This is a genomic window from Methylophilus sp. DMC14 (assembly GCF_056314085.1).
In genome coordinates this window covers 42,752-65,838 of sequence record NZ_JBQUZA010000005.1, presented here as the reverse complement: position 1 = coordinate 65,838, position 23,087 = coordinate 42,752, and the positions used below count along the sequence as shown (strand labels likewise).

16 protein-coding genes are annotated in these 23,087 nt (G+C 49.5%); 13 read left to right on the top strand and 3 right to left on the bottom strand.

The genetic code is table 11. The annotated features are described in order from the left end of the window. Positions 1-37: 37 nt before the first annotated feature. Both ACT53C_RS11035 and ACT53C_RS11030 read right to left on the bottom strand, forming a co-directional pair. Positions 38-892, bottom strand: coding sequence for a carbon-nitrogen hydrolase family protein (locus tag ACT53C_RS11035; RefSeq protein WP_194747063.1), 855 nt, complete (start codon positions 890-892; stop codon positions 38-40). A gap of 34 nt (positions 893-926) precedes the next feature. After that, entirely contained in the window at positions 927-4,778 is a 3,852-nt protein-coding gene (locus ACT53C_RS11030; protein WP_476146152.1) for a YhdP family protein, read from the bottom strand. A gap of 218 nt (positions 4,779-4,996) precedes the next feature. Between ACT53C_RS11030 and ACT53C_RS11025 the strand changes: the two genes are divergently transcribed. The 13 genes from ACT53C_RS11025 (at position 4,997) to ACT53C_RS10965 (ending at position 21,703) form a co-directional block, all read left to right on the top strand. Further along, a complete protein-coding gene (locus tag ACT53C_RS11025) occupies positions 4,997-6,898 on the top strand; it encodes an ATP-binding cassette domain-containing protein (RefSeq protein ID WP_476146150.1) in 1,902 nt (633 codons plus the stop codon). Between the two features lie 47 nt (positions 6,899-6,945). Continuing rightward, positions 6,946-7,518 carry a hypothetical protein gene (locus ACT53C_RS11020; protein ID WP_476146148.1) on the top strand — a complete coding sequence of 191 codons (573 nt, stop codon included), beginning with the start codon at positions 6,946-6,948 and terminating at the stop codon, positions 7,516-7,518. A 171-nt stretch (positions 7,519-7,689) separates the two neighbouring features. After that, complete coding sequence (locus tag ACT53C_RS11015; RefSeq protein ID WP_194747059.1) at positions 7,690-8,370, top strand: response regulator transcription factor; 681 nt, start codon at positions 7,690-7,692, stop codon at positions 8,368-8,370. Between the two features lie 18 nt (positions 8,371-8,388). Further along, positions 8,389-9,519: a sensor histidine kinase gene (locus ACT53C_RS11010; protein WP_476146145.1), complete on the top strand. Its 1,131-nt coding sequence runs from the start codon at positions 8,389-8,391 to the stop codon at positions 9,517-9,519. A gap of 76 nt (positions 9,520-9,595) precedes the next feature. Next, positions 9,596-11,134, top strand: a complete 1,539-nt coding sequence (lysS, locus tag ACT53C_RS11005; protein ID WP_476146143.1) for a lysine--tRNA ligase — start codon at positions 9,596-9,598, stop codon at positions 11,132-11,134. 157 nt (positions 11,135-11,291) lie between these two features. Further along, on the top strand, positions 11,292-12,836 hold the full coding sequence (locus ACT53C_RS11000; RefSeq protein ID WP_476146142.1) for a hypothetical protein: 1,545 nt from the start codon (positions 11,292-11,294) through the stop codon (positions 12,834-12,836). 190 nt (positions 12,837-13,026) lie between these two features. Further along, positions 13,027-14,481: a porin gene (locus ACT53C_RS10995; RefSeq protein ID WP_476146140.1), complete on the top strand. Its 1,455-nt coding sequence runs from the start codon at positions 13,027-13,029 to the stop codon at positions 14,479-14,481. 157 nt (positions 14,482-14,638) lie between these two features. Continuing rightward, on the top strand, positions 14,639-14,833 hold the full coding sequence (locus ACT53C_RS10990; RefSeq protein WP_476146138.1) for a YezD family protein: 195 nt from the start codon (positions 14,639-14,641) through the stop codon (positions 14,831-14,833). 60 nt (positions 14,834-14,893) lie between these two features. Next, complete coding sequence (locus tag ACT53C_RS10985; RefSeq protein ID WP_476146136.1) at positions 14,894-16,621, top strand: alginate export family protein; 1,728 nt, start codon at positions 14,894-14,896, stop codon at positions 16,619-16,621. 14 nt (positions 16,622-16,635) lie between these two features. Continuing rightward, entirely contained in the window at positions 16,636-17,643 is a 1,008-nt protein-coding gene (locus ACT53C_RS10980) for a sulfate ABC transporter substrate-binding protein (RefSeq protein WP_476146134.1), read from the top strand. Positions 17,644-17,723: 80 nt separating this feature from the next. After that, the gene (locus ACT53C_RS10975) at positions 17,724-18,002 is read left to right on the top strand and encodes a DUF2325 domain-containing protein (RefSeq protein ID WP_029146612.1); all 279 of its coding nucleotides are present in this window, start codon (positions 17,724-17,726) and stop codon (positions 18,000-18,002) included. 170 nt (positions 18,003-18,172) lie between these two features. Further along, a complete protein-coding gene (locus tag ACT53C_RS10970; protein ID WP_476146131.1) occupies positions 18,173-19,825 on the top strand; it encodes a putative bifunctional diguanylate cyclase/phosphodiesterase in 1,653 nt (550 codons plus the stop codon). A gap of 246 nt (positions 19,826-20,071) precedes the next feature. Then, positions 20,072-21,703, top strand: coding sequence for a putative bifunctional diguanylate cyclase/phosphodiesterase (locus tag ACT53C_RS10965; RefSeq protein WP_379077779.1), 1,632 nt, complete (start codon positions 20,072-20,074; stop codon positions 21,701-21,703). A 24-nt stretch (positions 21,704-21,727) separates the two neighbouring features. Here ACT53C_RS10965 and ACT53C_RS10960 read toward each other — a convergent pair whose 3' ends face one another. After that, complete coding sequence (locus tag ACT53C_RS10960; RefSeq protein WP_313984098.1) at positions 21,728-23,047, bottom strand: TAXI family TRAP transporter solute-binding subunit; 1,320 nt, start codon at positions 23,045-23,047, stop codon at positions 21,728-21,730. Positions 23,048-23,087: the final 40 nt, after the last annotated feature.

Genomic DNA, 23,087 nt, shown 5'->3' with positions numbered 1-23,087 from the left:
TCACCAAGGAGTGCCGCTTGCGTGCTCAGGGTTTTCATTAAATGGCTTTAATGGTTTTGTGTTTGAGCGCAGGCAAGCTTTCGCGCAGGTTTTTAATATAGTTGCGGTTAACATTGGCGATGACAATCCCGGAGCCACGCGGCAAGCGGTCAAGCACCACGCCCCACGGATCGACAATCATGCTGTTTCCATGGGTTTCGCGGCCAGAGAGATGGTAACCCCCCTGCGCAGATGCAACCACATAGCACAGGTTTTCTACCGCACGGGCGCGCACCAGGGTTTCCCAATGGGCTTTGCCTGTGGTTTCGGTAAAGGCTGAGGGCACTACGATCATATCCACATCGCCCATGGCGCGGAACAGCTCGGGGAAGCGTAAGTCGTAGCAAATTGAGAGGCCAATGCGGCCAAACGGGGTGTCTACGGTGACCACGGTATCGCCAGGTTCAATGGTGTTTTCTTCATGGTAATGCTCGGTGCCCATATCCATGCCAAACAGGTGAATCTTGTCATAACGGGCGACTTGTTCGCCTTTGTCGTTATACACCAGGCAGCTGTTACGCACTTTATTGGCGTAATTGCTTTCCAGCGGCACTGTGCCAGCGACAATCCAGATTTTGTAGGCTTTGGCGGTTTTGCTCAAAAACTGCTGGATAGGCCCGGTATTGGGCTTCTCGCGGATGGTGACCTTGTCAAAATCTTTAAGCCCCATGATGCAAAAGTACTCGGGCAGCACCACCAGCTTGGCGCCCGCCTTGGCTGCCATTTCGATGAGCCGCTTGGACTCGACCAGGTTGGCCGAAACACTGGGGCTGGACGCCATCTGGATCGCCGCAACTTTGACGATGTCATCATTGGCTGAGGATTTGAGTTTTTTGGTTTTATTGTCGGCCATGGCAAGTTTCCGGTTTAAATGCTTGATATTGACATTAATGCAGATTTTTTAAAGGTTGAACAGCAGGGGTGGCCGGGGCTTTTTTATCGGCGTCGGCTTCCTGCGGGTTATCCCAGGTGCCTGTAATCATATACTCACTGGCACTGATTTTGTTAAGTGGATCTTTGAGCAGCTTTTGCGCGACAAAGGCAGCCACCCCGACAATTGGCCCGCCGGCCAGTGCAGCGAGTGACACCGAGTCAGAAATATGCGGGACGACCCGCACTTTGAGGCGCTGCGTTTCGGCCTTAAGGTTGGTTTCCCCCTTGATTCTGGCCTCAGCGGCAGGGCCGGTCATAAACAGGTCATCGCTGCGTAAAATCCCGTCGCGAATGTTGGCGGTAGAGGTGATTTTGTCAAAGGCAAAGCCTTCGCTAAACAAGTCGTGGAAATCCAGCGTCAAGCGCCGTGGCAAGCTCTGCAAGCTCAACAGGCCGAGCAAACGTCCCACGCCGGGTTGCACTTTCAGGATCTGGCCTTTTTCAAGCTGCATGGTGAAGCTGCCATCCAGGCGTTCAACCGCAAACTCGTGCGGGCTGCCTGGCCAGCTTAGTTGGCCATTCATGTTGCCTGTGCCGCCCTTGACCATTTCACCTCCCGGTTGAAAGCGCTGCAAGGTCTTGCCCAGGTTGCTTGAGTTCAGGTTGAATTTGAGCTGGGTTTGCGGGCTGCGCACCGAGTTGCGCCAGGTGCCGTCTGCGGTGAGCTGGCTGTCCGGATTGGTAATGCTCATGCGCTGGATCACCCAGCTCTCGCCGCTGTTAAAAGCTTTCAAGTCCAGGCTGCCTAATTGCTTGTCGCCAAACTGGAAGTCCTGCGCAGTGATATCCAGCTCCGGGTAGGTCATGTCCAATCTGCGCGCCTCGGCGGGGGCTGGCGTATTGTCGTTATCCGGGGTGCGTGGCACACGCAGATAATTTAAACGGGCCACCAGTTTATTGGGTTTGCCAGCCAGCCAGTCTGCCTCGCCCGCTAGCTCCTGGCTTTGTATCAGCAGCTTGAGGCGTTCACTTTCGGGCGTGATATTCAGTTTGATCTGATGCAGATTGCGGTCAAACACATGTAAGGTGCCCGCGGTCAGTTCTACCTGATTGAGCGCCAGTGAAGAAGTGGCCGAGTTTTGGGGCGTGCCTGACTGATTAAGATAGGGCAGCCATTCATCAATGTTGAGCTTTTGAAAGTCTGCCCTCAAATTGATGCCATTGCCTGTGGGCAAGCGGGCTGGGGTGTTGATGGCAATTTCCCCTGCGGTAATGGTTGCCGTTTCGCCATTGACCTGGCGGAACAGGTTGGCGTGTAGCCACTCATTGTAGTCAATCGCAATTTTATCCGGCTGGTTGTTTTCCTGACGCACACGGATGATCAGGTTGGCAGGTGTGTCTGCCGTTTTCTTGGCGGGCTCGGGTAAATCAATCGTCATGCCTATCAGTTGCGAACGAATATCCAGCCTGAGATTCGGTGCCTGAATCAGCACATTGCTTTTCCAGTCGGTGGTGCCATGCAAGGCACGCGTTAACAGGTTGTTATCCAGTTTTCTGAGGGCGGCATCCGTGATGCGGCCGCTGCCCTGAATCATCACAGATTTGTCCGGTCGGGTACTCAAACTCAGGGTGGCCGGATTGTCGAACAGGCTGAGTTGTATGCCTTGCGCCTGCAAGCCCTTCTCGTTGAATTTGAGATGCCCGTTGATGTTGCCCATTTCGGGCATGGCTAGTTGCGTATTGGCGGCGATATGGCCATTTTTGATCGCATAGTCGCCCTGAAACTGGCTGGCATCCACGTTATTGAGCGGAATTTGTAACGCCAGCTTGAGGTCTGCCGCGCCGGTGGCTTTGAGCGTATCGGTAAAGCCCATGGTGACTTGCTTGACCGGGCTGGTGTTGATGAATTTAATGCCTTGCTCCAGGTTGCCTGTTGCGATGGCCTTGACGCTCAGAATGGGGTCATCTGCATCCAGTCTCGGAATCTCTACTTGTGCTTGCGTAATGTGCTGGCCGACCGTGGTGGCATTTTTAACGGCAATATCCATCCGCTTGCCTTCAAACTTGAGGAAGGCGTCGATGTCTTGCAATTGCGGCCAATCGGTCCCGTATTCCAGGCTGGCACGGTCAAGCTGGGCTGTGACCCTGAATAATCCCAGTGACGGATCTGAATGAAACGCTGCATTCACATAGGGGAAGTCTTTGACCCGGCCTTTGACAATCACTTCGCCGTGTCGGATCTGGCCACCGAGAATCGAGGTATCCAGCCAGTGCAGGGTGGCCTGATCAAGCACCAGGGGATAATAGAACGACGCAAATTTGGCATCGCCACGTTCAATCTGGCTTTGAAGCTGTATGGTATCGCCACCGGTGGCACCCAATTGGTATTCCATGTTGGTGCGTAACGCCAGATGCGGGTTGGCAAAATGCAGATTGTGTGTGCTGATCAACATTTTTTGGCCGTTATTGCGCCACTCTATTTCGCCTTGTAGCTGATCAATCGGTAGCGGCCAGCGCAATAGACCTGCCAATTCAAGCGTGGCTTCTCTTGTGTCCAGCTCCAGGTTGCCTGCATTGGGTTTGAGAGACAGCTGACCAGCCCAGTTTTGCAAGCCAGGAAGTTTTTCATACGCCTTGGTTTGTATATGATCAAAATTGGCTGTGATGGCGTAATCCTGCCATTGCTTGTCGTGGTATAGCCAGCGAGCCTTGACTTTGCTGGCATTGCCCGTGGGGACCATGTTTTCGAGATAGCGGGTGAGGGCAGCGTCTGCAGGCAGCCATTGTGCCAGCAGGTTGCTATGCGTCAGACCCAGCTGTTTGAGGCTCAGTGTGCCTTCATGACCGTGCTGGTCCCATTGCACCTCACCATTGGCATCGCTGAGCATGAGGCCGGGCTCAATGTCGGCAGAAAAATGCTTGAGTGTCAGCATTTGCCGTTGTTCTACGCGTTGCCAGCGCACTTCACCACTGACCGTTTTGGCGATAAAGGTTTGCGATGTCCGGGCGGGCGAGACTGCAACATGATTGAGCGCAACCTGTGCCGCCAGTCGCTGTAGCTGCAGCTTGTCAAAGGCCAGCGTCGCGGTCAGGTTGCCTTTGCCCGCTGTCAGCGCGACAGGCAGGTCAATCCAGGGGCTCCAGGCCGCCAAGTCTGTTTCAGGCAAACGGAGAGAGAGTTCGCCATGCCATGCTTCTGGCTTGGATACATCATCGCCAACCGCGACGGCTTCAAGATGAATACGTTGCTTGGTCCCTGTTGAAACCAGGCTATCAACATGAATGCTGTGACGGTGCAACAGGCGTTGCCAGACCGGTGTCAATATCTGGATGTTCAAATCCTTAAGCAGCAAAGGCGGAGCATGGCGTTGTTCATCAAGCCAGGTCACCGTGGCATTGGATATTTTGATGCGTCGTTGCGACAGCAGCCAGTTGGCAAACGCTGGATTCCCCTGTCCGGACATGGAAATGCCTGCCAAAAAGACTTGACCCTCTGCAGTTCTTCTCACTACCAGATTGGGTGCATCAATATTGAGGCTGACCAGAGAGGGTGAGAGTAGCGCCAGACTGCTCCATGACAGGCGGGTGGTGACCTGGGCCAGTTCAAGCGCCGGGCGTTGTTGCGTATCGTATAGCGTCACCTTGCCCAATGTGACTTGCGGTGCCAGGCCACGCCAACGGATGGCTATGCTGGCAATGGTGACATTTTGCTTGAGCGCGTCGCTCAAGGTGTGTTCGATCCGGCTGCGATAGTCGTCGATATGGGGAAACACGTAAAACTGGATAACCCCGACGATGCCTGCCAGCAGGATGAGGAGGCCGATCAACAAAGAGAGCAGCCAGCGTTTGATTTTTTGCAGGGGCATATTGAGGGATTTTGCAGGACAAAAAAGATATTATTTATTTATGTGACTATTTTACTCGAAAACAGTTGCGTCACTGTCAGCGTTACAACTACATTACGCGCTTTTATCTGGCGTCACCGCTATTTCAGCGGCGCTTCAAGGATTTATCCGCCGAGCGGGCATGATTCGTTTAAAATGCGATTCTTTTGCTGTTTGATGACGTTTAAAGGTATTCAAGAGTGATTCAGTTTAAGCAGCTGACTTTTTCGCGGGCAGGCAAGCCCTTGGTCGAAGGCGCCAGCTTTCAGTTGCATCCCGGCCATCGGGTTGGTTTAACCGGGGCGAACGGTGCAGGCAAATCCAGCCTGTTCGCCTTGTTGCGTGGCGAGCTGGTGGCCGAGGCTGGTGAGTTACTGATTCCGCAGCAATGGGTGATTGCCCATGTGGCGCAGGAAACGCCTGCGCTTGCGCAGTCTGCACTCTCCTACACGCTCGAAGGCGATGAAGAGTTGCATGCCCTGCAATTAAATCTGGCGCAGGCTGAGGCCAATGGCACACAGGATCCCATACAGGTGGCGGAGTGGCATCAACGATTGGCCGATATTGATGGCTACAGTGCCGAGGCCAGAGCCAGTGCCTTGCTGGCGGGGCTGGGCTTTACCCAGTCACAACTGAGTCAGGCTGTCAGTGATTTTTCGGGTGGCTGGCGGATGCGCCTGAATCTGGCACGCGCGCTGATGTGCCGCTCTGATCTGCTGTTGCTGGATGAACCGACCAACCACCTGGATATTGAAGCTGTGATTTGGTTGGAAGGCTGGCTGAGCGCTTATCGTGGCACTTTGTTGCTGATCTCGCATGACCGCGAGTTTCTGGATAACACCGTTAACCATATCCTGCATATCGAGCAGCGGCAACTGAGCCTGTACCGCGGCGGCTATAGCGATTTTGAACGCCAACGCGCTGAAAAACTGGTGTTGCAACAAGCCAGCTACCAAAAACAGCAGCAGCAAATCGCCCACTTGCAACAATATATTGACCGGTTTCGTGCCAAGGCCACCAAGGCGCGTCAAGCCCAAAGCCGTATCAAGGCGCTTGAGCGCATGGAGCGCATCAGTGCGGCACATGTGGATTCGCCCTTTAGTTTCGGTTTTCGTGAACTGGGCGCCGCGCCAGATCCTTTGCTGGTGATTAATCAAGCAGCCCTGGGCTATGGTCAGCAAACACTGGTCAAGTTGGCACATCTGGCGATTCGCCCCGGTGAGCGCATTGGATTACTTGGTAAGAATGGCGCTGGGAAGTCCACGCTGATCAAGGCGCTGGCGCAATCAGAAACCTTGCTGGCGGGCGAGCGGGTGGAGGGCAAAGACCTGCGCATCGGCTATTTCGCGCAACATCAGCTGGAGCAACTGATCGCCGAGGATTCGCCACTCATGCATTTGCAACGCCTGGACCCTAAAGCCAGGGAGCAGGAGCTGCTGGACTTTTTGGGTGGCTTTGATTTTAGGGGCGAGATGGCAAAAAGTCCGTGTGGCCCGTTTTCCGGCGGCGAAAAATCACGGCTGGCGCTGGCGATGCTCATCTGGCAACGTCCCAACCTGATTTTGCTGGATGAACCCACCAACCATCTGGATATCGAAATGCGCCATGCCCTGTCTATGGCCTTGCAGGCCTATGAAGGTGGGATGGTCATGGTTTCGCACGACCGCACACTGCTGGCGACGTGCTGCGAAAAATTTGTGCTTGTTGCTGAAGGCCAGGTCAGCGTGTTTGATGGTGACTTGGAAGACTACAAGCAGTCTTTGCTGCAATCTGCGCCGTCTGCCATGTCCGAGCCAACAAGCACGGCCACTAAACAGAATGCCTATCATCAGCAAAAAGCAGATCGACAGGCGCGGTTGCAAGCGCGCAGACCGCTGCTTAAAAGTCTGACAGCACTGGAGAAGCAGCTGGCCGAGCTGGAGCAAACCAAGCAATCACTAGACAGCCAACTGGCTGAGAGCGGTATCTATGAAGCCTCGCAACGGGAAGCTTTGCAAGCACTGTTGATTGCACAGGCACAAAACCAGAAACAGCTGGATACGGTAGAGAGTGAATGGTTGTCGCTACAGGAAGCACTTGAGGCATTGCCGGAAGTAGATTAACTGTTGTAGCAAACATATATATAGGAATCATTGATAAAGGAATAGTTATGGAAATGACATATGAAGAGCGGCTGAAGTGGTTATATCAGCTCTGTCAGGCCCAAGCCAATGCAGTACCGCTGTCTGCTGAAGCGGCCAAGTCTGCCTATGCAAATGCCGATGTGGAAGAGGCCGCGCATTACCTGGCAAGTTTTTTAACTTTTCAGGCCATACGTTCTGCAGAGCGCCATCCGGCCGATGAGTTGCAAAGCGACTTTGATATGCTGGGGGTGTATCAGTGTTTTGGCTTGATGTTGTACGCCTTTTTGCTCATGCCATTAACGCAGGATGGGCACCAGCCAGATTATGCCCGGGCACAAGTGACGATAGGCAAAACCTTGTTTGCAGGGCTGGCGCCAGAAATGCTGGCAGAGATTATCGAGTCTGGGTTTCATAAGTTTCAATTGATCGCAGAAACCGATTCCGAGCACTGGCTGACCTACCGCGAAAATCTGGATAAAGTGACCATCAGCTACCTGATTGCAAGCACAGACGATGACAGTCCGCATGGCCCTGAGGATGTATTGCCCCTGTTTGGTCAGTTGCTCAGCCAGTTGTGTGAGGCTTTTACTGCGGATTAAATTTTGCATCGAACATATTTGCGGTATACTTTAAATTGATTTAACATTTTCGATTCAGTTTGAAAACTTGGGTAAAATGTCTCGCTTACGCTTGTTATTGAATTTGTTTGTTCGTTAAGATTCCGTGGCTAAAGTACATTGAGCCTAATGCAAATCTCAAAAAGGACATAAATGAGCAAGCTGCTGTTGATTGACGATGATGTTGAACTAGCCAACATGCTAAAGGAATTTCTGACGCAGGAAGGCTACACCGTGACAACTGCACATGATGGCCTGACGGGTGAGCAATATGTTCTGGCTGGCAAGTTTGATCTTGCTATTCTGGATGTGATGATGCCTGGCCAGGATGGATTGCAAACATTACGCAACATCCGTCAGCATTCCGATATTCCTGTGTTGATGTTGACCGCCAAGGACGACAACGAAGGCCGTATTGAAGGGCTGGAAGCTGGCGCGGATGACTATGTTCAAAAACCCTGTTTGCCACGCGAGTTGGTCGCCCGCGTGCGTGCGATCTTGCGCCGCCATACCAGTGACAGTCCCAAGGGGAATGATATTGTGGTTGGTCAACTGGTGGTTTCCAGCGAGCGCAGAAAAGTGTTCTGGGCGGATAAACCTATCATTTTCACCAGTACCGAATTCAGTTTGATTGAAATTCTTGCCAAACATGCAGGCACCATCGTCAGCAAAGAGGATCTGTCAGTCAAGGCCTTGGGTCGTCCGCTGGTCAAGTATGACCGTAGCATTGATGTTCATTTAAGCAGTATCCGTCAAAAAATCTCTGAAGTTTCCGGCGGGGTCAATGTGATTCAAACAATTTACCGCGTTGGCTATCAACTGGTAAGAGAGTAATTCGTTATTGCGAGGCCTATGGGGCGCCTGTTCTGGAAGTTATTTGCAGCACTTTTTCTGGCGCTCATTTCAACCGATATTATTGTTGGAAACATTGCAGAGTGGGAGCTGAATCGCAAGCTGGTCGGCTACCATGAAGCGTTGCATACCGCGAGTGACCAGGTTAAAGCACAAGCCCCGACGCAACCCTCTAATGAGCTGATCGCAAAAACACTGTCACATGAACACCTGCCTATGGTGTTTAACCTTCCGGTTTGGGTGTTTGTTTTCGGCATTCTCGCCAATCTCGTCTTTGCCAGTTTGCTTGCCTGGGCCATCGCGCATCCTATCAAGCTGCTGCTGATTCATCTTAAAAGTGCAGCAGAGGGCGATCTGCTCGTACGAGTCAGCCCCAAGATCAAGGCCTCTTATGATGAGTTTTCCGGCTTGGGGCAGGCCTTTGATCTGATGGCGCTGCGCTTGAATAATATGATCAAAAGCCAGTCAAACATGATGCATCATGTTTCGCACGAACTGCGTTCCCCGTTGGCAAGAATACAGATGGCTGTTGGTCTGGCCATGCAAAATCCACAAAAAATTCAGAGCTCTTTGCAGCGCGTTGAGCTTGAAGCTGTGCGCATGGAGCGCATGATCTCTGAATTACTCGAAATTTTTCGCTTTGAGTCGGATATTCACAAGCTGCAAAAAGTAGAGGTGGATTTGCAAGCTCTGCTGACAGGCATTGTTGGGGATGTCCTGTTTGAAAAGCATGACGCCAAGCTCCGGTTGTTGATGCCAGATGAGCCCGTCATCCTGGATGGGCAACTGGAGTTGTTGCAACGTGCGATTGATAACGTGATCCGCAATGCGCTCAAATATGGTCCTGTGGATGGTGAGGTGACGATTGAGTTGCAGCATAGTCAGCGCACTGGCGAAATTATTCTCGAAGTACAGGATCAGGGGCAGGGCGTAGAGCCACAAGAGCTTGAGCAGATATTCAAGCCTTTTGTACGAGGTCGCCGTGCTTCGCAAGTCGAAGGTCATGGCATCGGCCTCGCCATGACCAAGCATATCGTTGAAGCCCATGGTGGCTTTGTCAACGCCACCAATCTAAGCCCGGACGGATTCATGATCCGTATTCATTTGCCCATCCAGCAAGAAACGACGTAGACGATCCTCTAAAAATCAGCGCTAACAATGCTAAAATAGCGCGTTTAAGATTACGCAGGCGAATGCCGGATACAATATGACAGCACAACACTCCCACCCAGATAACGCAACTGAGAGCGTGGTTGATGAAAATCATGTGATTGCAGAACGTCGCGAGAAACTACGCTTGCTGCGTGAACAAGCGCAGGCCAGCGAGACGGCCGTTTTTCCTAACGATTTCAAGCCAGAGCATAAAGCCGCTGCGTTGCAAGCCGCATATGCCGAGACTGACAAGGAAACCCTGGACCCTCAAGAAATCCCTGTGGTGGTTGCCGGCCGCATGATGCTCAAACGCGTGATGGGTAAAGCCAGTTTTGCCACAATCCAGGATAGCTCTGCGCGTATCCAGTTGTACATTGCCCGTGACGAAATCGGCGAAGCTTTGTATGACCAGTTCAAGCATTGGGACATGGGTGACATTTTAGGTGCCAAGGGTCGATTGTTTAAAACACGTACCGGTGAGTTATCTGTGCATGTCACTGAATTGCGTTTGCTGACTAAGTCCCTGCGCCCGTTACCAGAAAAATTTCATGGTTTGCAAGACCAGGAAATCAAATATCGCCAGCGCTATGTCGACTTGATCACTTCAGAAGAAACCCGCGAAACGTTCAAGGCGCGTTCTAAAGTAGTGGCTGCCATCAGACAGTTCATGAACGAAAATGAGTTTCTGGAAGTGGAAACGCCGATGCTACACCCGATTCCAGGGGGCGCCTCAGCCAAGCCATTTATTACCCATCACAACGCGCTGGATATGCAAATGTTTATGCGGATTGCGCCTGAGTTGTATTTGAAGCGTTTGATTGTGGGTGGTTTTGAACGTGTCTTTGAAATCAACCGTAACTTCCGCAATGAAGGTTTAAGCGTACGTCACAATCCTGAATTCACCATGATGGAGTTTTACGCTGCTTACACTGACTACCAATGGCTGATGGATTTTACTGAGCAATGTATCTGTGCCGCAGCGATGGCTGCCCGTGGGACGGCTGTCCTGAGTTATGCAGGCAAAGAGGTTGATTTAAGCAAGCCGTTTGAGCGTTTAACCATCGTCGGTGCAATACAGAAATACGCGCCGCAATACGCACTGGATCAACTGAACGATGCGGAGTTCTTGCGTAAAGAGCTTTTAAAGTTTGGTGTCAAACCATTTGATCATGCCGGTTTAGGTGCTTTGCAGCTGGCCTTGTTTGAAGAGACTGCTGAAAGCCAATTGTGGCAACCTACCTATATTATTGATTACCCGGTTGAAGTCTCACCCCTGGCACGTGCTTCCGATAAACATCCTGAGATTACCGAACGTTTTGAGCTCTTTATTACTGGGCGTGAAATGGCCAATGGCTTTAGTGAATTAAACGATGCTGAAGATCAGGCTGCACGTTTCCATGCGCAGGTGAAGGCTAAAGAAGCGGGCGACCAGGAAGCCATGTATTACGATGCCGACTTTATCCGCGCTTTGGAATATGGCATGCCACCGACAGGCGGTTGTGGTATCGGCATCGACCGTTTGGTCATGCTGATGACTGATAGCCCCAGCATTCGTGATGTGATTCTGTTCCCACACATGCGTGCTGAAGGGTAATATTTACACTCTCTTCTAAGCCACTGATTATCAGTGGCTTTTTTTATATTCAGATCGCTCGCCACTAGTACTTGGACATAATATTGTCATTAAGTTGTCATATTTGAACCTCAGAATACGCGCTATTGATTTAACCGTTGTTCAAATAGAGGATGAAATGAACGTAAAGCTGCGTAGTATTGTATTGGCGACCGTCACTGGGGTCATGTTTACGGCAACGGCGCCAGTATGGGCTGATGCTACAGAAGATATTATCAATGCACTGATTGTAAAAGGTGTGATTACTGAGGATGAAGGTGCATTGATCCTGAAAAGCCACACAGGTGAAAAGCAGGCTAAATCCAAAAAAATCGTGACAGTAAACGAGAACAAGAGTACCAATGTAGGTGATATCTCTCTAAAGCTGGGTGGTTTTATTGCTGCTGAATCGGCCTACCGTTCCCGTGCAGAAGGCGCTGATATCAATAGTACTTTTAGAAATATTCCTTTCCCTGTACCGGGCAACAATGTTGCTGCAGAAGGTACAAACTATAACCAATCTGAACTCAGAGGGACTGCTAGACAAAGCCGTATTTCTTTGCTGGCTCAAGGCAAGGTTTCTGACAATGTGAATGCTGAAGCTTATTATGAAAATGACTTCTTGGCACAGCCTGCAACGGGTAACCTGAACCAGAGTGATTCGTTTACTTTGCGTATTCGTAACCTCTATGGTGCAATTGATTGGAAAGACGAAGGTTTGCACTTATTGGCTGGTCAAAACTGGTCGCTGGCAACCTTACAGGGGCAAGGGATTACTCAACGTAAAGAAAAAACACCTTTAAGTATTGATGCACAATATGTCCCTGGTTTTACTTGGGCACGTCACATGGGTGTGCGCCTGGTAAAAGATTGGGATAAAAAATATTGGGCTGGTCTTTCATTGGAAAACCCGCAAACAGTTGGGGCTTCCGGCAGCAATATTGGTTCCAATATCTCTACCGTATCTGCTTTAGGTGGCGGTCTGCTCACAGGTACAAGTGCGATTTCTTCAAACAAATATCCTGATATTATCGCCAAATTAGCGACTGATAATGAGTATGGTCACTTTGAAATTTATGATTTGGTTCGTAACTTCCAAAGTACGTATGCTACCTCTGCAAGCGCTAATGCAAGTAATCAAAGTGAATGGACCAATGCAGTTGGCGGTGGCGTGATTATTCCATTGTTCGATAACAAGCTTGAGTTCATGGCGAGCGGTTTGTACGGTAAAGGTGGCGGACGTTATGGTACCTCACAGTTGCCAGATGTTACATTTGGTAGCGATGGTAGTTTAAAACCTCTTACAAATACTCAGTTCTTAACTGGTTTGGTCTGGCATACAACCCCAACTTTAGACCTGTGGGCTTATTTTGGCGAAGAAAAAGTCGATGGCGAAACTTACAGTGTTGCAGGTAAAACTTATGGTTATGGAAATGGGGTTGGCTCTGATGCCTTGTCTACCGGTGGTAATGGTGCAAGTACATTCAACCCACAGGTAAGTAAAATCACCAGTGGTACATTCGGATTCTGGTGGAATGCATACAAAGGTAGTTATGGTGTTGTGAAGTTTGGTACGCAATATTCATATGTTGGCGTGGATGCATTCAAGACCACTTCTGGTGCCTCTCCACATACACAGGAAAACATGGTGTTTTCAAGCTTTAGATACTACCCATTTGACTAATTGTCATTTAGTACGAATCTCTACTTTAAACCCGCCTTATAGGCGGGTTTTTTTATCAGCATGGCCTTATCAAAACATGCATGATATGCGCCTTTTGTCATAAAAAATTCATACATTCTCTGCAAAATAGCATCGCGATAAATACTCGCGAAGTAAAAATATATATATAAAATTTTGAGAGGATGTACCAATGAAATCTAAATTAAGCCAACTTTGTTTGGTGATGAGTACTATTTTGGAATGTAGCAGTCTCACTGCGCACGCTGATTATCATGATGATCTGGTCAATGCGTTGGTGACAAGAGGTGTATTGACTGAAGAGGAAGGGGCTTTGTTAAAGAAAGGCCGTGATAATGAGGTTGAAGTACAGAAGAAAAAAGAAAAGAAGAATTGGACCAGCCGTGTAAACATTCGTGGTTATGTACAAACACGAAACACTACCATGTTGGGTGGTGATGAAGGCGTTAACTTGTGGTCTGACCGTTCAGTTGGTGACGATAAATCACTGGGAGATGCTGATAAAAACTTCTTGATTCGCCGAGCACGAGTCATCATTTTTGGCGATTATGGAGATCATTTAAGCTATTATATTCAGCCAGATTTTGCGAGCTCAGTGGGGGGGACTACAAACTCAAACGCGAGCAGTTCGAACAATTTTGCTCAACTTCGCGACGCGTATGGTGATGTAAATATTGACAAAGAAAAAGTTCATCGCTTCCGAGTAGGTCAGTCAAAAGTGCCTTATGGTTTTGAAAACCTACAGTCTTCCTCCAATCGCCTTGCTCTGGACCGGAATGATGCCTTAAACAGCGCTGTGCGTGATGAACGTGACTTGGGTGTTTTCTACTACTACACTCCGACAAATATTCAGGCTTTGTTTGAAGAGATTAATAAGAGTGGTCTTAAGCATTCTGGTAACTATGGTATGTTCGGCATAGGTTTGTATAACGGGCAAGGAGCAAATGCACGCGACCAAAATGATAATTATCATGTTGTATCTCGTTTGACTTATCCATGGAAAACACAAAGTGGTCAGATCTACGAAGCGGGTATTCAGGCATATAAAGGTGAATATGTGTCTACAACAGGAGCGTACAGCCGTCGTTTAGCTAATGGATCGCTTACTTCAGCAACGCCTACCTTGGGTACAGGAACACCTCTTTCAGGTAGAAATGGGATTGATGATGAGCGTGTTGGTATCAGCTTCATTATGTATCCACAGCCTTTTGGCCTGCAAGCCGAATGGAACTGGGGAAATACACCCGGCTTGGATATCAGTAAAAACGTCATTGAAAAGAAAAGTCTCAATGGTGGTTATGTGCAAGCGATGTACAAAATTGACAACTTTCAGTTTCTGACCACGAACGGTACTTTGATTCCATTTATTAAATGGCAGTACTATGACGGTTACAATAAAGCCGAAACAAACTCTCCTGAAAACCATGTAAATGACTGGGAATTAGGTATGGAGTGGCAACTAGCTCCAGAGCTTGAGTTGACTGCTGTTTACCACCGCATGAACCGTACTAATTTGGTGACTGGTAATCGCTCAACAGCAAGTGCCGCTAATAACTTATCAGCAAGAGCTGATTACGAAAACTTCAAGGCAGAGGCTTTACGCCTTCAATTGCAGTACAACTTCTAAATTAATCTTTACTAATCTCACATTCAAATCCCGCAGTCATACGGGATTTTTTTTACCCCTTATATTCCTTAATGTAATATAAAAATAACAAATAATTATTTTTTAAAATATAAATAGTCTGAAATAATGCCGTTCATTCAATGTGATGAGAAGCAGCATGTCTACAGAACAACACAAAACTGATAGCGCAACAGATTCCGCAGTGTTGGCGGTGGTTGCTTCCGCGATCGCTGCGGTACAGCAGGATACTGGCTATGGTTCAATCGAAATCACGATACATGATGGTCGAGTGACACAAATCGAGCGACGCGAAAAAGTCCGCTTTGATCATCAAACCAAATCCAAAAAGTAATTAATAGTTTAGTAAGCACTGACCAGGCCGCTGGAGGTCATTTAATTTCGGGAGAATTACATGCAGTTAAAAAAAATTAGTCTCGCACTGGCGACCGCAGGCTTGTGGTGGTTGGGAGGGGGCTTGGCCTTGGCAGAAGAGGCACAGCTCGCTGAGACGCAAGTAGAGGATACTGAGCAACAGAAAAAAATCAAGGCACGGCTTGAAGAAATCAAGGCTGAGGAAAAGGCTGCTGCTAAAGCAGCGAATGGTTATTACGTTGAGCGTCGCAGCTTTGGCACACAAAAAGAAACCGAGCCACCGCGCTATGTCAAACAGCTGAATAAAACCTGGCTAAAGGATTATGACTCCTTGGCGGATGTGGATTGGCTCGATATTGGCTTTGAACATCGTGTGCGTTTTGAGAATCGCGAGAATGATTTCCGCCGTGCTCAGCAAAATACGGATGATCCAATTCTGTTGCGTACCCGTGCTTATTTGGGTTTAAAGAACATTCTTGATCCTTTCCGTTTTGCTGTTGAGGTGCAGGACTCCCGCCGGAATCACAGCGATTACAACGGTTTTAGCGACCCTCGAATTTCTAATGATCCCAAAGATATCGACCATGCGGACTTCATCCAAGGCTACTTGGAGCTCTATTTTAAAGAGAGCATTTTTGGCAAAGATGATTTAGGCAATAGCCGTCCATTTTGGGTGCGCGGTGGTCGCTTGGCTTGGGAAGATCTGGATCGTCGTCTGATTGCGCGTAACGAGTGGCGTAACACGACGAACTCATTCCAGGGCATACGCGCCAATATCGGTGAAAAGAAAAATGACTGGCAGTTAGAAGTTTTTGCGGTACAGCCAGTGCAGCGTTTTGCAAACCAGTTAGATCAGGTTGATCATTCCCAGAAGTTTTATGGCATTGTAGGGGATTGGCGTGGCTGGTCAGAGTACGTCACCATACAGCCATACTATTTTTATCTGAAGCAAGATGGCAACAGAGTGCAATATGATGGTAACGGTACCTCTTATAGCAATCGCAGCGTGTATACCGCGGTACAGCAAGCGCAAAATAGCATTGATAAAGAAATCAATACCGCTGGTATTCGTGTGTTTGGCATATTGCCAGGGACTCAGTTGGACTACGATGTCAGCTACAACAAGCAATGGGGCAACATACAACGCTTTGTGAATAATGGCGGAACGTTGACGTTAGCGAATGGCCGTTATATTACGGTTGACGATGATGCTTATGCTTACAATGCAGAGTTTGGGTATAGCTTTAATAAACTACTATGGAAGCCACGCTTTAGCGGATCCTATGGCGTCGCTAGCGGTGATCATGTTTCTGGCGGGAATGCCAATACTGATACTTCAGCCAATCAGGGTTTTGATCGTTTATTTGGTTTTGCACGTCCCTGGTCCAATAACGACTATATCCAAATGAATAATATTCGTGCGGTTAAAGTACGTGCAGAATTTGATCCTAAAGTGCCCTATTTGGATAACGTAAAGGTTGACACAGGCTTTAGCTGGTATCGATTGGACGATCCAACAGCAAGTTGGTCTGCAGGAAGTAACTTACGTGATGTCACCGGCAAGTCAGGGTCTGACTTGGGTAAAGAGTTTGATTTGAGAGTACGTTTCCCGATCAATCAATATGCCTCTCTTAACTTGGGATATGCATACTTTATGGCCGGGGATTTTGTCAAAAATGCGGTCAAGATTGCATCAAACAGAAATGATCCTACGCGCGCAATGACCTCCAACTTTTTCTATACAGAGTTAACCCTGCTGGGCTTTTAGCTTAAAGGATACACATGACACTTCATCAAAAATTTAAGCAGCTATTTGTCGTCGCGATCTTAGTTGCCCCGTTGGCAGGTTGGGCGGCCGATGTGAATCTTCTCAATGTGTCTTACGACCCGACGCGTGAGTTGTATCAAGACTACAACGAAGCCTTTGCCAAATACTGGAAGGCCAAGACGGGTGATAACGTCATCGTCAAGCAGTCACATGGCGGCTCTGGTAAGCAGGCACGCTCTGTCATTGATGGCCTGCAGGCCGATGTGGTGACGTTGGCCTTGTCTTACGACATCGACGAGGTTGGTAGCAAAGGCCGCTTGTTTGGCCCGGACTGGCAGAAACGTCTACCGCACAACAGTTCGCCTTATACCTCGACCATTGTGTTTTTGGTGCGTAAAGGCAACCCGAAAAACATCAAGGACTGGAGTGACTTGGTGAAACCAGGCACCTCGGTGATTACCCCTAACCCCAAAACTTCTGGTGGGGCGCGTTGGAATTACCTGGCGGCCTACGGTTATGCGCTCAAGCAAAACAATAACGACGAGGCAAAAGCCAAAGAGTTTTTGAAAAAACTGTTTAAAAACGTGCCGGTGTTAGATAGCGGTGCGCGTGGCGCAACGACGACCTTTGTGGAGCGTGGCATTGGCGACGTGTTGCTGGCTTGGGAAAACGAGGCTTTCCTCGCGCTCAAGGAGTTGGGGCCGGACAAGTTTGATCTGGTGGTGCCTTCACTGTCTATTCTGGCTGAGCCACCGGTGACTGTTGTCGACAAGAATGCCAAGCGTCATGGCACTGAAGCGGTATCCAAAGCCTATCTGGAATACTTGTACAGTGAAGAGGGCCAGGAAATTGCAGCCAAAAACTATTATCGTCCGACGCTGGAATCTGTGGCCAAAAAATACGAAAAACAGTTTCCTAAAGTCAATTTGATCAAGATTGACGAGGCGTTTGGCGGTTGGCAAAAGGCGCAGAAAACACACTTTGCCGATGGTGGTGTGTTCGACGAGATTTACCAGAAGTAAGCATTGAAATTCAGCAGCTCATTTTAGAAAAAGGCATTTACCCAATGCCTTTTTCTTTCTCTACAACAGGAGAATGTTTCATGTCAAAAGCATTAGTCATTGGTGGTGACCGTATAGAGGGCATCAAACAGGTGTTGCACGCGCAGGGGATTGATAAAATTGATCACTGGACGGGCAGAAAACCCGGCGACGTCAAGCGCGAGCTACCTGCTAACGTCAACGTGATTGTGCTGGTCACCGGCTGGCTCAATCATTCCATGATGTACCGCATCAAGCATGTCGCACATAAGCGCGGACTCAAAGTTGTGTATACCCGTAACAGTGCGGATGGCATGCAGCGTGTGTTAGAAGCGGCTTGATTCGTGCGTGGTGATTGCGATCGGCGAGACCAGCTTATTTTAATCTGCTCTAAATATATCCCCTTTATTGACCGTTAAAACAGGTAAGTTTTAAGGTTTAATGACATTGCTCACACATGTTTTTTAACATGTGCGCAACATTGAGTCATCAAGGTTTTTAAGGGTTGATAATGAGTCAGAACGGGATTGGCGAGCTGGCAGCGCCACTCAACGAAAACACCACACAGCGGCAGTTTATGCGGCATCGTCTTGTCCGAAAGGTGCAAGACAATACGCATTTTCTGGCGATGACCAGCATGGTGTGCGGCTTGTTAGGCTTTCCCCATTATTTGCTGGATGTAGATAACAATATCTGGCTCGCGCAATTGTTGACTTACCTGACCTTTATTCTGGTCAGCTACAATCTGCTGCTCGAAAATGGCCGCAACAACCTGGCCATGTTGACCATGTCGCTGGTGACCATCAGTTTGTTTGTGGTGCAACTGTCACCCTATGCCGCCGATTTTAACGATACTGCCAGCATCTTGCGTGCCTCAGGCCAAACCGGCCTGCATGCGCCTTCCAACAGTTGGGAGTTTATTGCCGGTGGTGTGTTGGCCTGTCTGATTGCAGTCTCCTATCTTTTCCAGCGGCATCATTATGTTGCTGCCAGTCAGGGCATGCTGTGTATTGCGGTCATGATTCCTTTGATTCCGTTGCTAGGGTTGCTCTGCGGCATTGCCAACCCTTATGGTGTGATGTCCCCGCTGACCACCTTGAGCGGCATGCTCTGTGCGTTTGGCTTGCTGGCCAAGCAGGCATCGCACCCGCCCATGAGTTACCTGTTGTTGATGGACGATACCGGTAAACAGATTCGCTCCAGTATCTTGTTGTTAAGTATCTGCGCCATCTTGCTGGCGAGGGCCGGTGTGATGTTTGGGGACAATATGCGCGGCTTGCCCCTCGTGGTACTGGTTTCCTTGATCGCCATCATTTATACCCTGTCGGTGACTTATTATCACCAGGGACAGGTCAGCGAAAAGGTACTGCCCGCAACCGATATGGATTTCGCCAGCCAGGTCGAGACCGCGCTGGATAATCAGCAGTTTTTTATGATGTATCAGCCGCAGGTCGATTTTAAGACGGGCAAACTGAAAGGGGTGGAAGCATTGGTTCGCTGGCGCCATCCTGAAAAAGGCATTATTTCCCCGGAGAAATTCATTCGGGTGGCCGAGTTGACCGGGTTGATTGTGCCTTTGGGCAAATGGATCATGCAAACGGCCTGTGCACAGGCTGCTCAGTGGAAGGATCATCCGGTGCTCGGCAAGATAGAGGTGTCTGTCAACGTCTCTGCATTGCAACTTAAGTCTGGCACTTTGGTAGAAGAGATCATGCAGATTCTGCAAGACACCGGGCTCGCGCCAGAACGGCTGGTGATTGAGTTGACCGAAAGCTCTTTTGTACAGGATGACGGTGAGAATGCGCGTCTGATGCATCAGCTCAAAGAAGCAGGCATCAAACTGGCCATTGATGATTTTGGGACTGGCTATTCCTGCCTGTCTTATTTGCGTGATATTCCGGGCGATTATCTCAAGGTAGACCGTTCATTCGTGATGGAGCTGCCTGGTCACAATAAAGCAGAAGCCGTGATTCAGGCGATCGTCAGCCTGGGCAAAAGCCTGGATTACCGCATTATTGCCGAAGGGGTAGAAACCCAGGCACAGGCTGATTTCCTCAAGTCAATCGGCTGCGATATTGTGCAAGGCTTTTTGTATGCCAAAGCCCTTGAAGCCGATGCGCTGCCACAATGGGTCTCTGTGGCACAACCTGAAACGCTCATCTGATTTGCATTGACTGATCATGACTTGACCTGCCATGGTCAGGACTTTTTCCCTCGTTTAGCTTGCTTCCATTCTGCTATAAAAACTATCTGTTTTATAGCGAATCACTCATGAGTATCAATTAATTTGATATAAAGAGTAGAAATGTGCCATTTTATTTTACTTTGGTATCCATTCGTTTCGCCTATAGTGAATGACATGGCCTGTGCCCGCACAGGATCAGAATAGATCAAGATTAGGGGGAGCACTATGTCAGTTTCCAGTATTGACTGGTCTACTGAGCGTCATCACGCAACTTCAACACAGCAGTTATATATGCGGCACCGGTTTTTAAGAACGGTGCAAAAGTTTGCTCCCTGGCTGGCAATTGTCAGTATTGTCACTGTGTTGTGGGGACTACCGTTTTTGCCAGTACACTCTGCGGCAAGCCTGTTTTTAGTGCAAAGCAGTGCATACCTGATCTTCATGTTCGCCAGCCTGGGGGTGGTGTACCAGACCTGGCATCAAAAGCGCGTGATTGGTGGCCTGATCCTGATTGTCGCTGCCGGTTTTCTGTGCCAGCTCTATGTCAGAAGCAGCGATGTCACATTCAACAACGGCTGGGCGACGCTCGCCACATTGTTCGCTGACCAGCAGGGCAATATGGTTTTTGATCTGGGCATGGCCATGTTAGTGTTGCTCGCAGCTGTGCTGCATCATCGCCATTGCAATCGCGCCAGCCAGGTCTTGCTGAGTATTGCCGTTTTGATGCCAGTCACTGGCTTGCTGGCCTGGGCTTATCGTATCCCGCACGCTTACGGTCAGCTCTCACTGTTGACCACGATTGGTGGCTCGCTGTGTGCGGCGGCCTTGCTGGCAAGGCAGATCACCGCTACCCCCATGAGTTACCTGTTGTTGCTGGATGACACTGGCAAGCATCTGAGATGGATCGTCTGCATCTTGATTACATGTGCGATTGTTCTGGGAGGGGTGGGCGTTTTTTTTGATAACGATCTTCGCCTGACGCCCATCATTATCACTGCTGCACTGATTTTAATCATCATTGTGATGACTTTGACCTATTATCACAAAGGGGTGATGCATGAGCAGGTGTTGCCCCCAGAAGACCTGGCTTTTGCCAGTGAACTGGAGGCTGCGATTGCGCAAGAAGCGTTTTATCTGGTGTATCAACCGCAGCTGGATTTTGAGACCGGTAAACTGGTGGGCGTTGAAGCCTTGATTCGCTGGCAACATCCCGAGCGTGGGGTCGTGTCGCCGAATCAGTTTATCGGTGTGGCCGAGTTGACCGGGCTGATTGTGCCCATGGGTGCCTGGGTACTCAAAGCCGCGTGTGCACAAGCGGCCTCCTGGACTACCGGTGAATTGAGTCGGGCCAAAGTCTCGGTCAACGTCTCCCCCTTGCAGTTAAATACCCCCTGTTTTGCCGAATATGTGTTGCTGGTACTGCAAGAGACTGGCCTGGCGCCTGAGCGCCTGGTAATTGAGCTGACCGAGAGTGCGTTTATTCATGCCGACTGCACGGGCAACGAGCGCCTGCAGAAACTCAAACAGCACGGCATTAAACTGGCGATTGATGACTTTGGCACCGGTTATTCCTGCCTGGCTTATTTGCGTGATATTCCGGGGGATTACCTGAAAGTGGATAGGTCTTTTGTCAATGACATTCCCGGCAAAGAGCGCTCAGAGGCGGTGATTAGTGCCATTGTGGTGTTGGGCAAAAACCTGCATTACCAGATTGTGGCCGAGGGGGTGGAAACCGAAGCACAGGCAGACTATCTGAAGGCACTGGGCTGTGATTTTGTGCAGGGCTTTTTATATGCCAAACCAATGACCGCACAGGCCTTGCAAGACTGGATGCGCAATCGGGCAGACCTTGCCTGAGCTTTGTGCGTTTAAAGCTTGTGCCTAAAACGTGCGCTGATTGAGTTTGGAGCGAACCAGCTCAATATGCGCACGCAACTCGTAAGCATATTGTGAAAAAGGCACCGGTAGCTTGACGTTGACCACCTTGGTTTCAATTTCATTGAGTTTATCCAGGCACTGACGGACATCTTCAGCCGATTTGATCTCTTGCAGCTGGGTATCCAGAAAGCGTAGCTCGCCGTAATAACGGAACAGTTTGCGCTTGACCAGCCACACATACACCATCGGGATAATTTTGGTGAGCGGGATCAGCAACGCCAACAAAGGCAAAATCACAATCAGCGTGCGATTAACAAAGGTGGCTGCCCAAAATGGCAGGTATTTATCAATAATCGGTAGGCCGGATTTGTAGAAATTCAGCGCCTGCGTGCTGATCGGAAAATCCGTATCCTTGGCAGAAGGGAATTCTCCCTTGCCGTTAAACATGCTTGGGCCACCATGCACTTCGGCAATCACTTTCATCATCAGGTAAATCAGCGCCGGATGCATGCTGTCCTTGATCACCAGCGTCGCGGTTGGCGCCACCAGATGCACATCGTGGCTGGGAATATTGCGCGCCAGGTCCATGGCGCCTTCTGGCAGCACCAGGTGATGCATAAACGCAAACTTGCGTGAAAAGGCTTCAGCGGTGTCCATACTTACCATGGTCAGATGCTTGTCTGCAATGAGCTCGCGGACCAGGCTGGAGTTGGCAACATCCACAAAAAAAGCGGCATCGAGCTTGCCTGACTGCAGGGCCGCCACTGCTTCTTCGGCACCTATGGTGACCAAGGTGCTGTTGCTGGCATTGATGCCACTTTCAGTCAACAGCGTATTTGCCAGAAAATGACTGCCGCTGCCTGGATAGCCGACGCCGATGCGTTTGCCTTTGAGGGCCGATAAATGGGTGGTTTCAGTTTTGCCGCGGCAAAAAATCCATACCGGCTGGTAGTACAGGCTGCCTAATGACAACAGTGAGCCTGCGCCTTCACTATGCGCCATGCCATCTTGAATGAATGCAATATCTACGTTGGAGTCAGGGTCCTTGAGCAAACGTAGGTTTTCATCATCCCCTGCCGTTTTGCGTATCTGCAGATGAATGCCTTCTTTTTTAAGATAGACGCCATAAATCGCGGCAAACGCATTGTAATTGAGGTCCGCTTCACCGGTGGCAATCACAATATTGCGTGGGGGCGCAGGGTCTATGAATTTGTAAGCAAAAAACAGTGCCAGGCAAATGAGCAGGAAGGAGGGGAGCGTGGCTTCCAGCATTTCGCGGGTGAAGATGGCGGTAAATTTGTTGTTGCGCGGATCAAATTTCATCGGTTATCTGGCGTCTGGTTATGGAAATCACACTCACAGC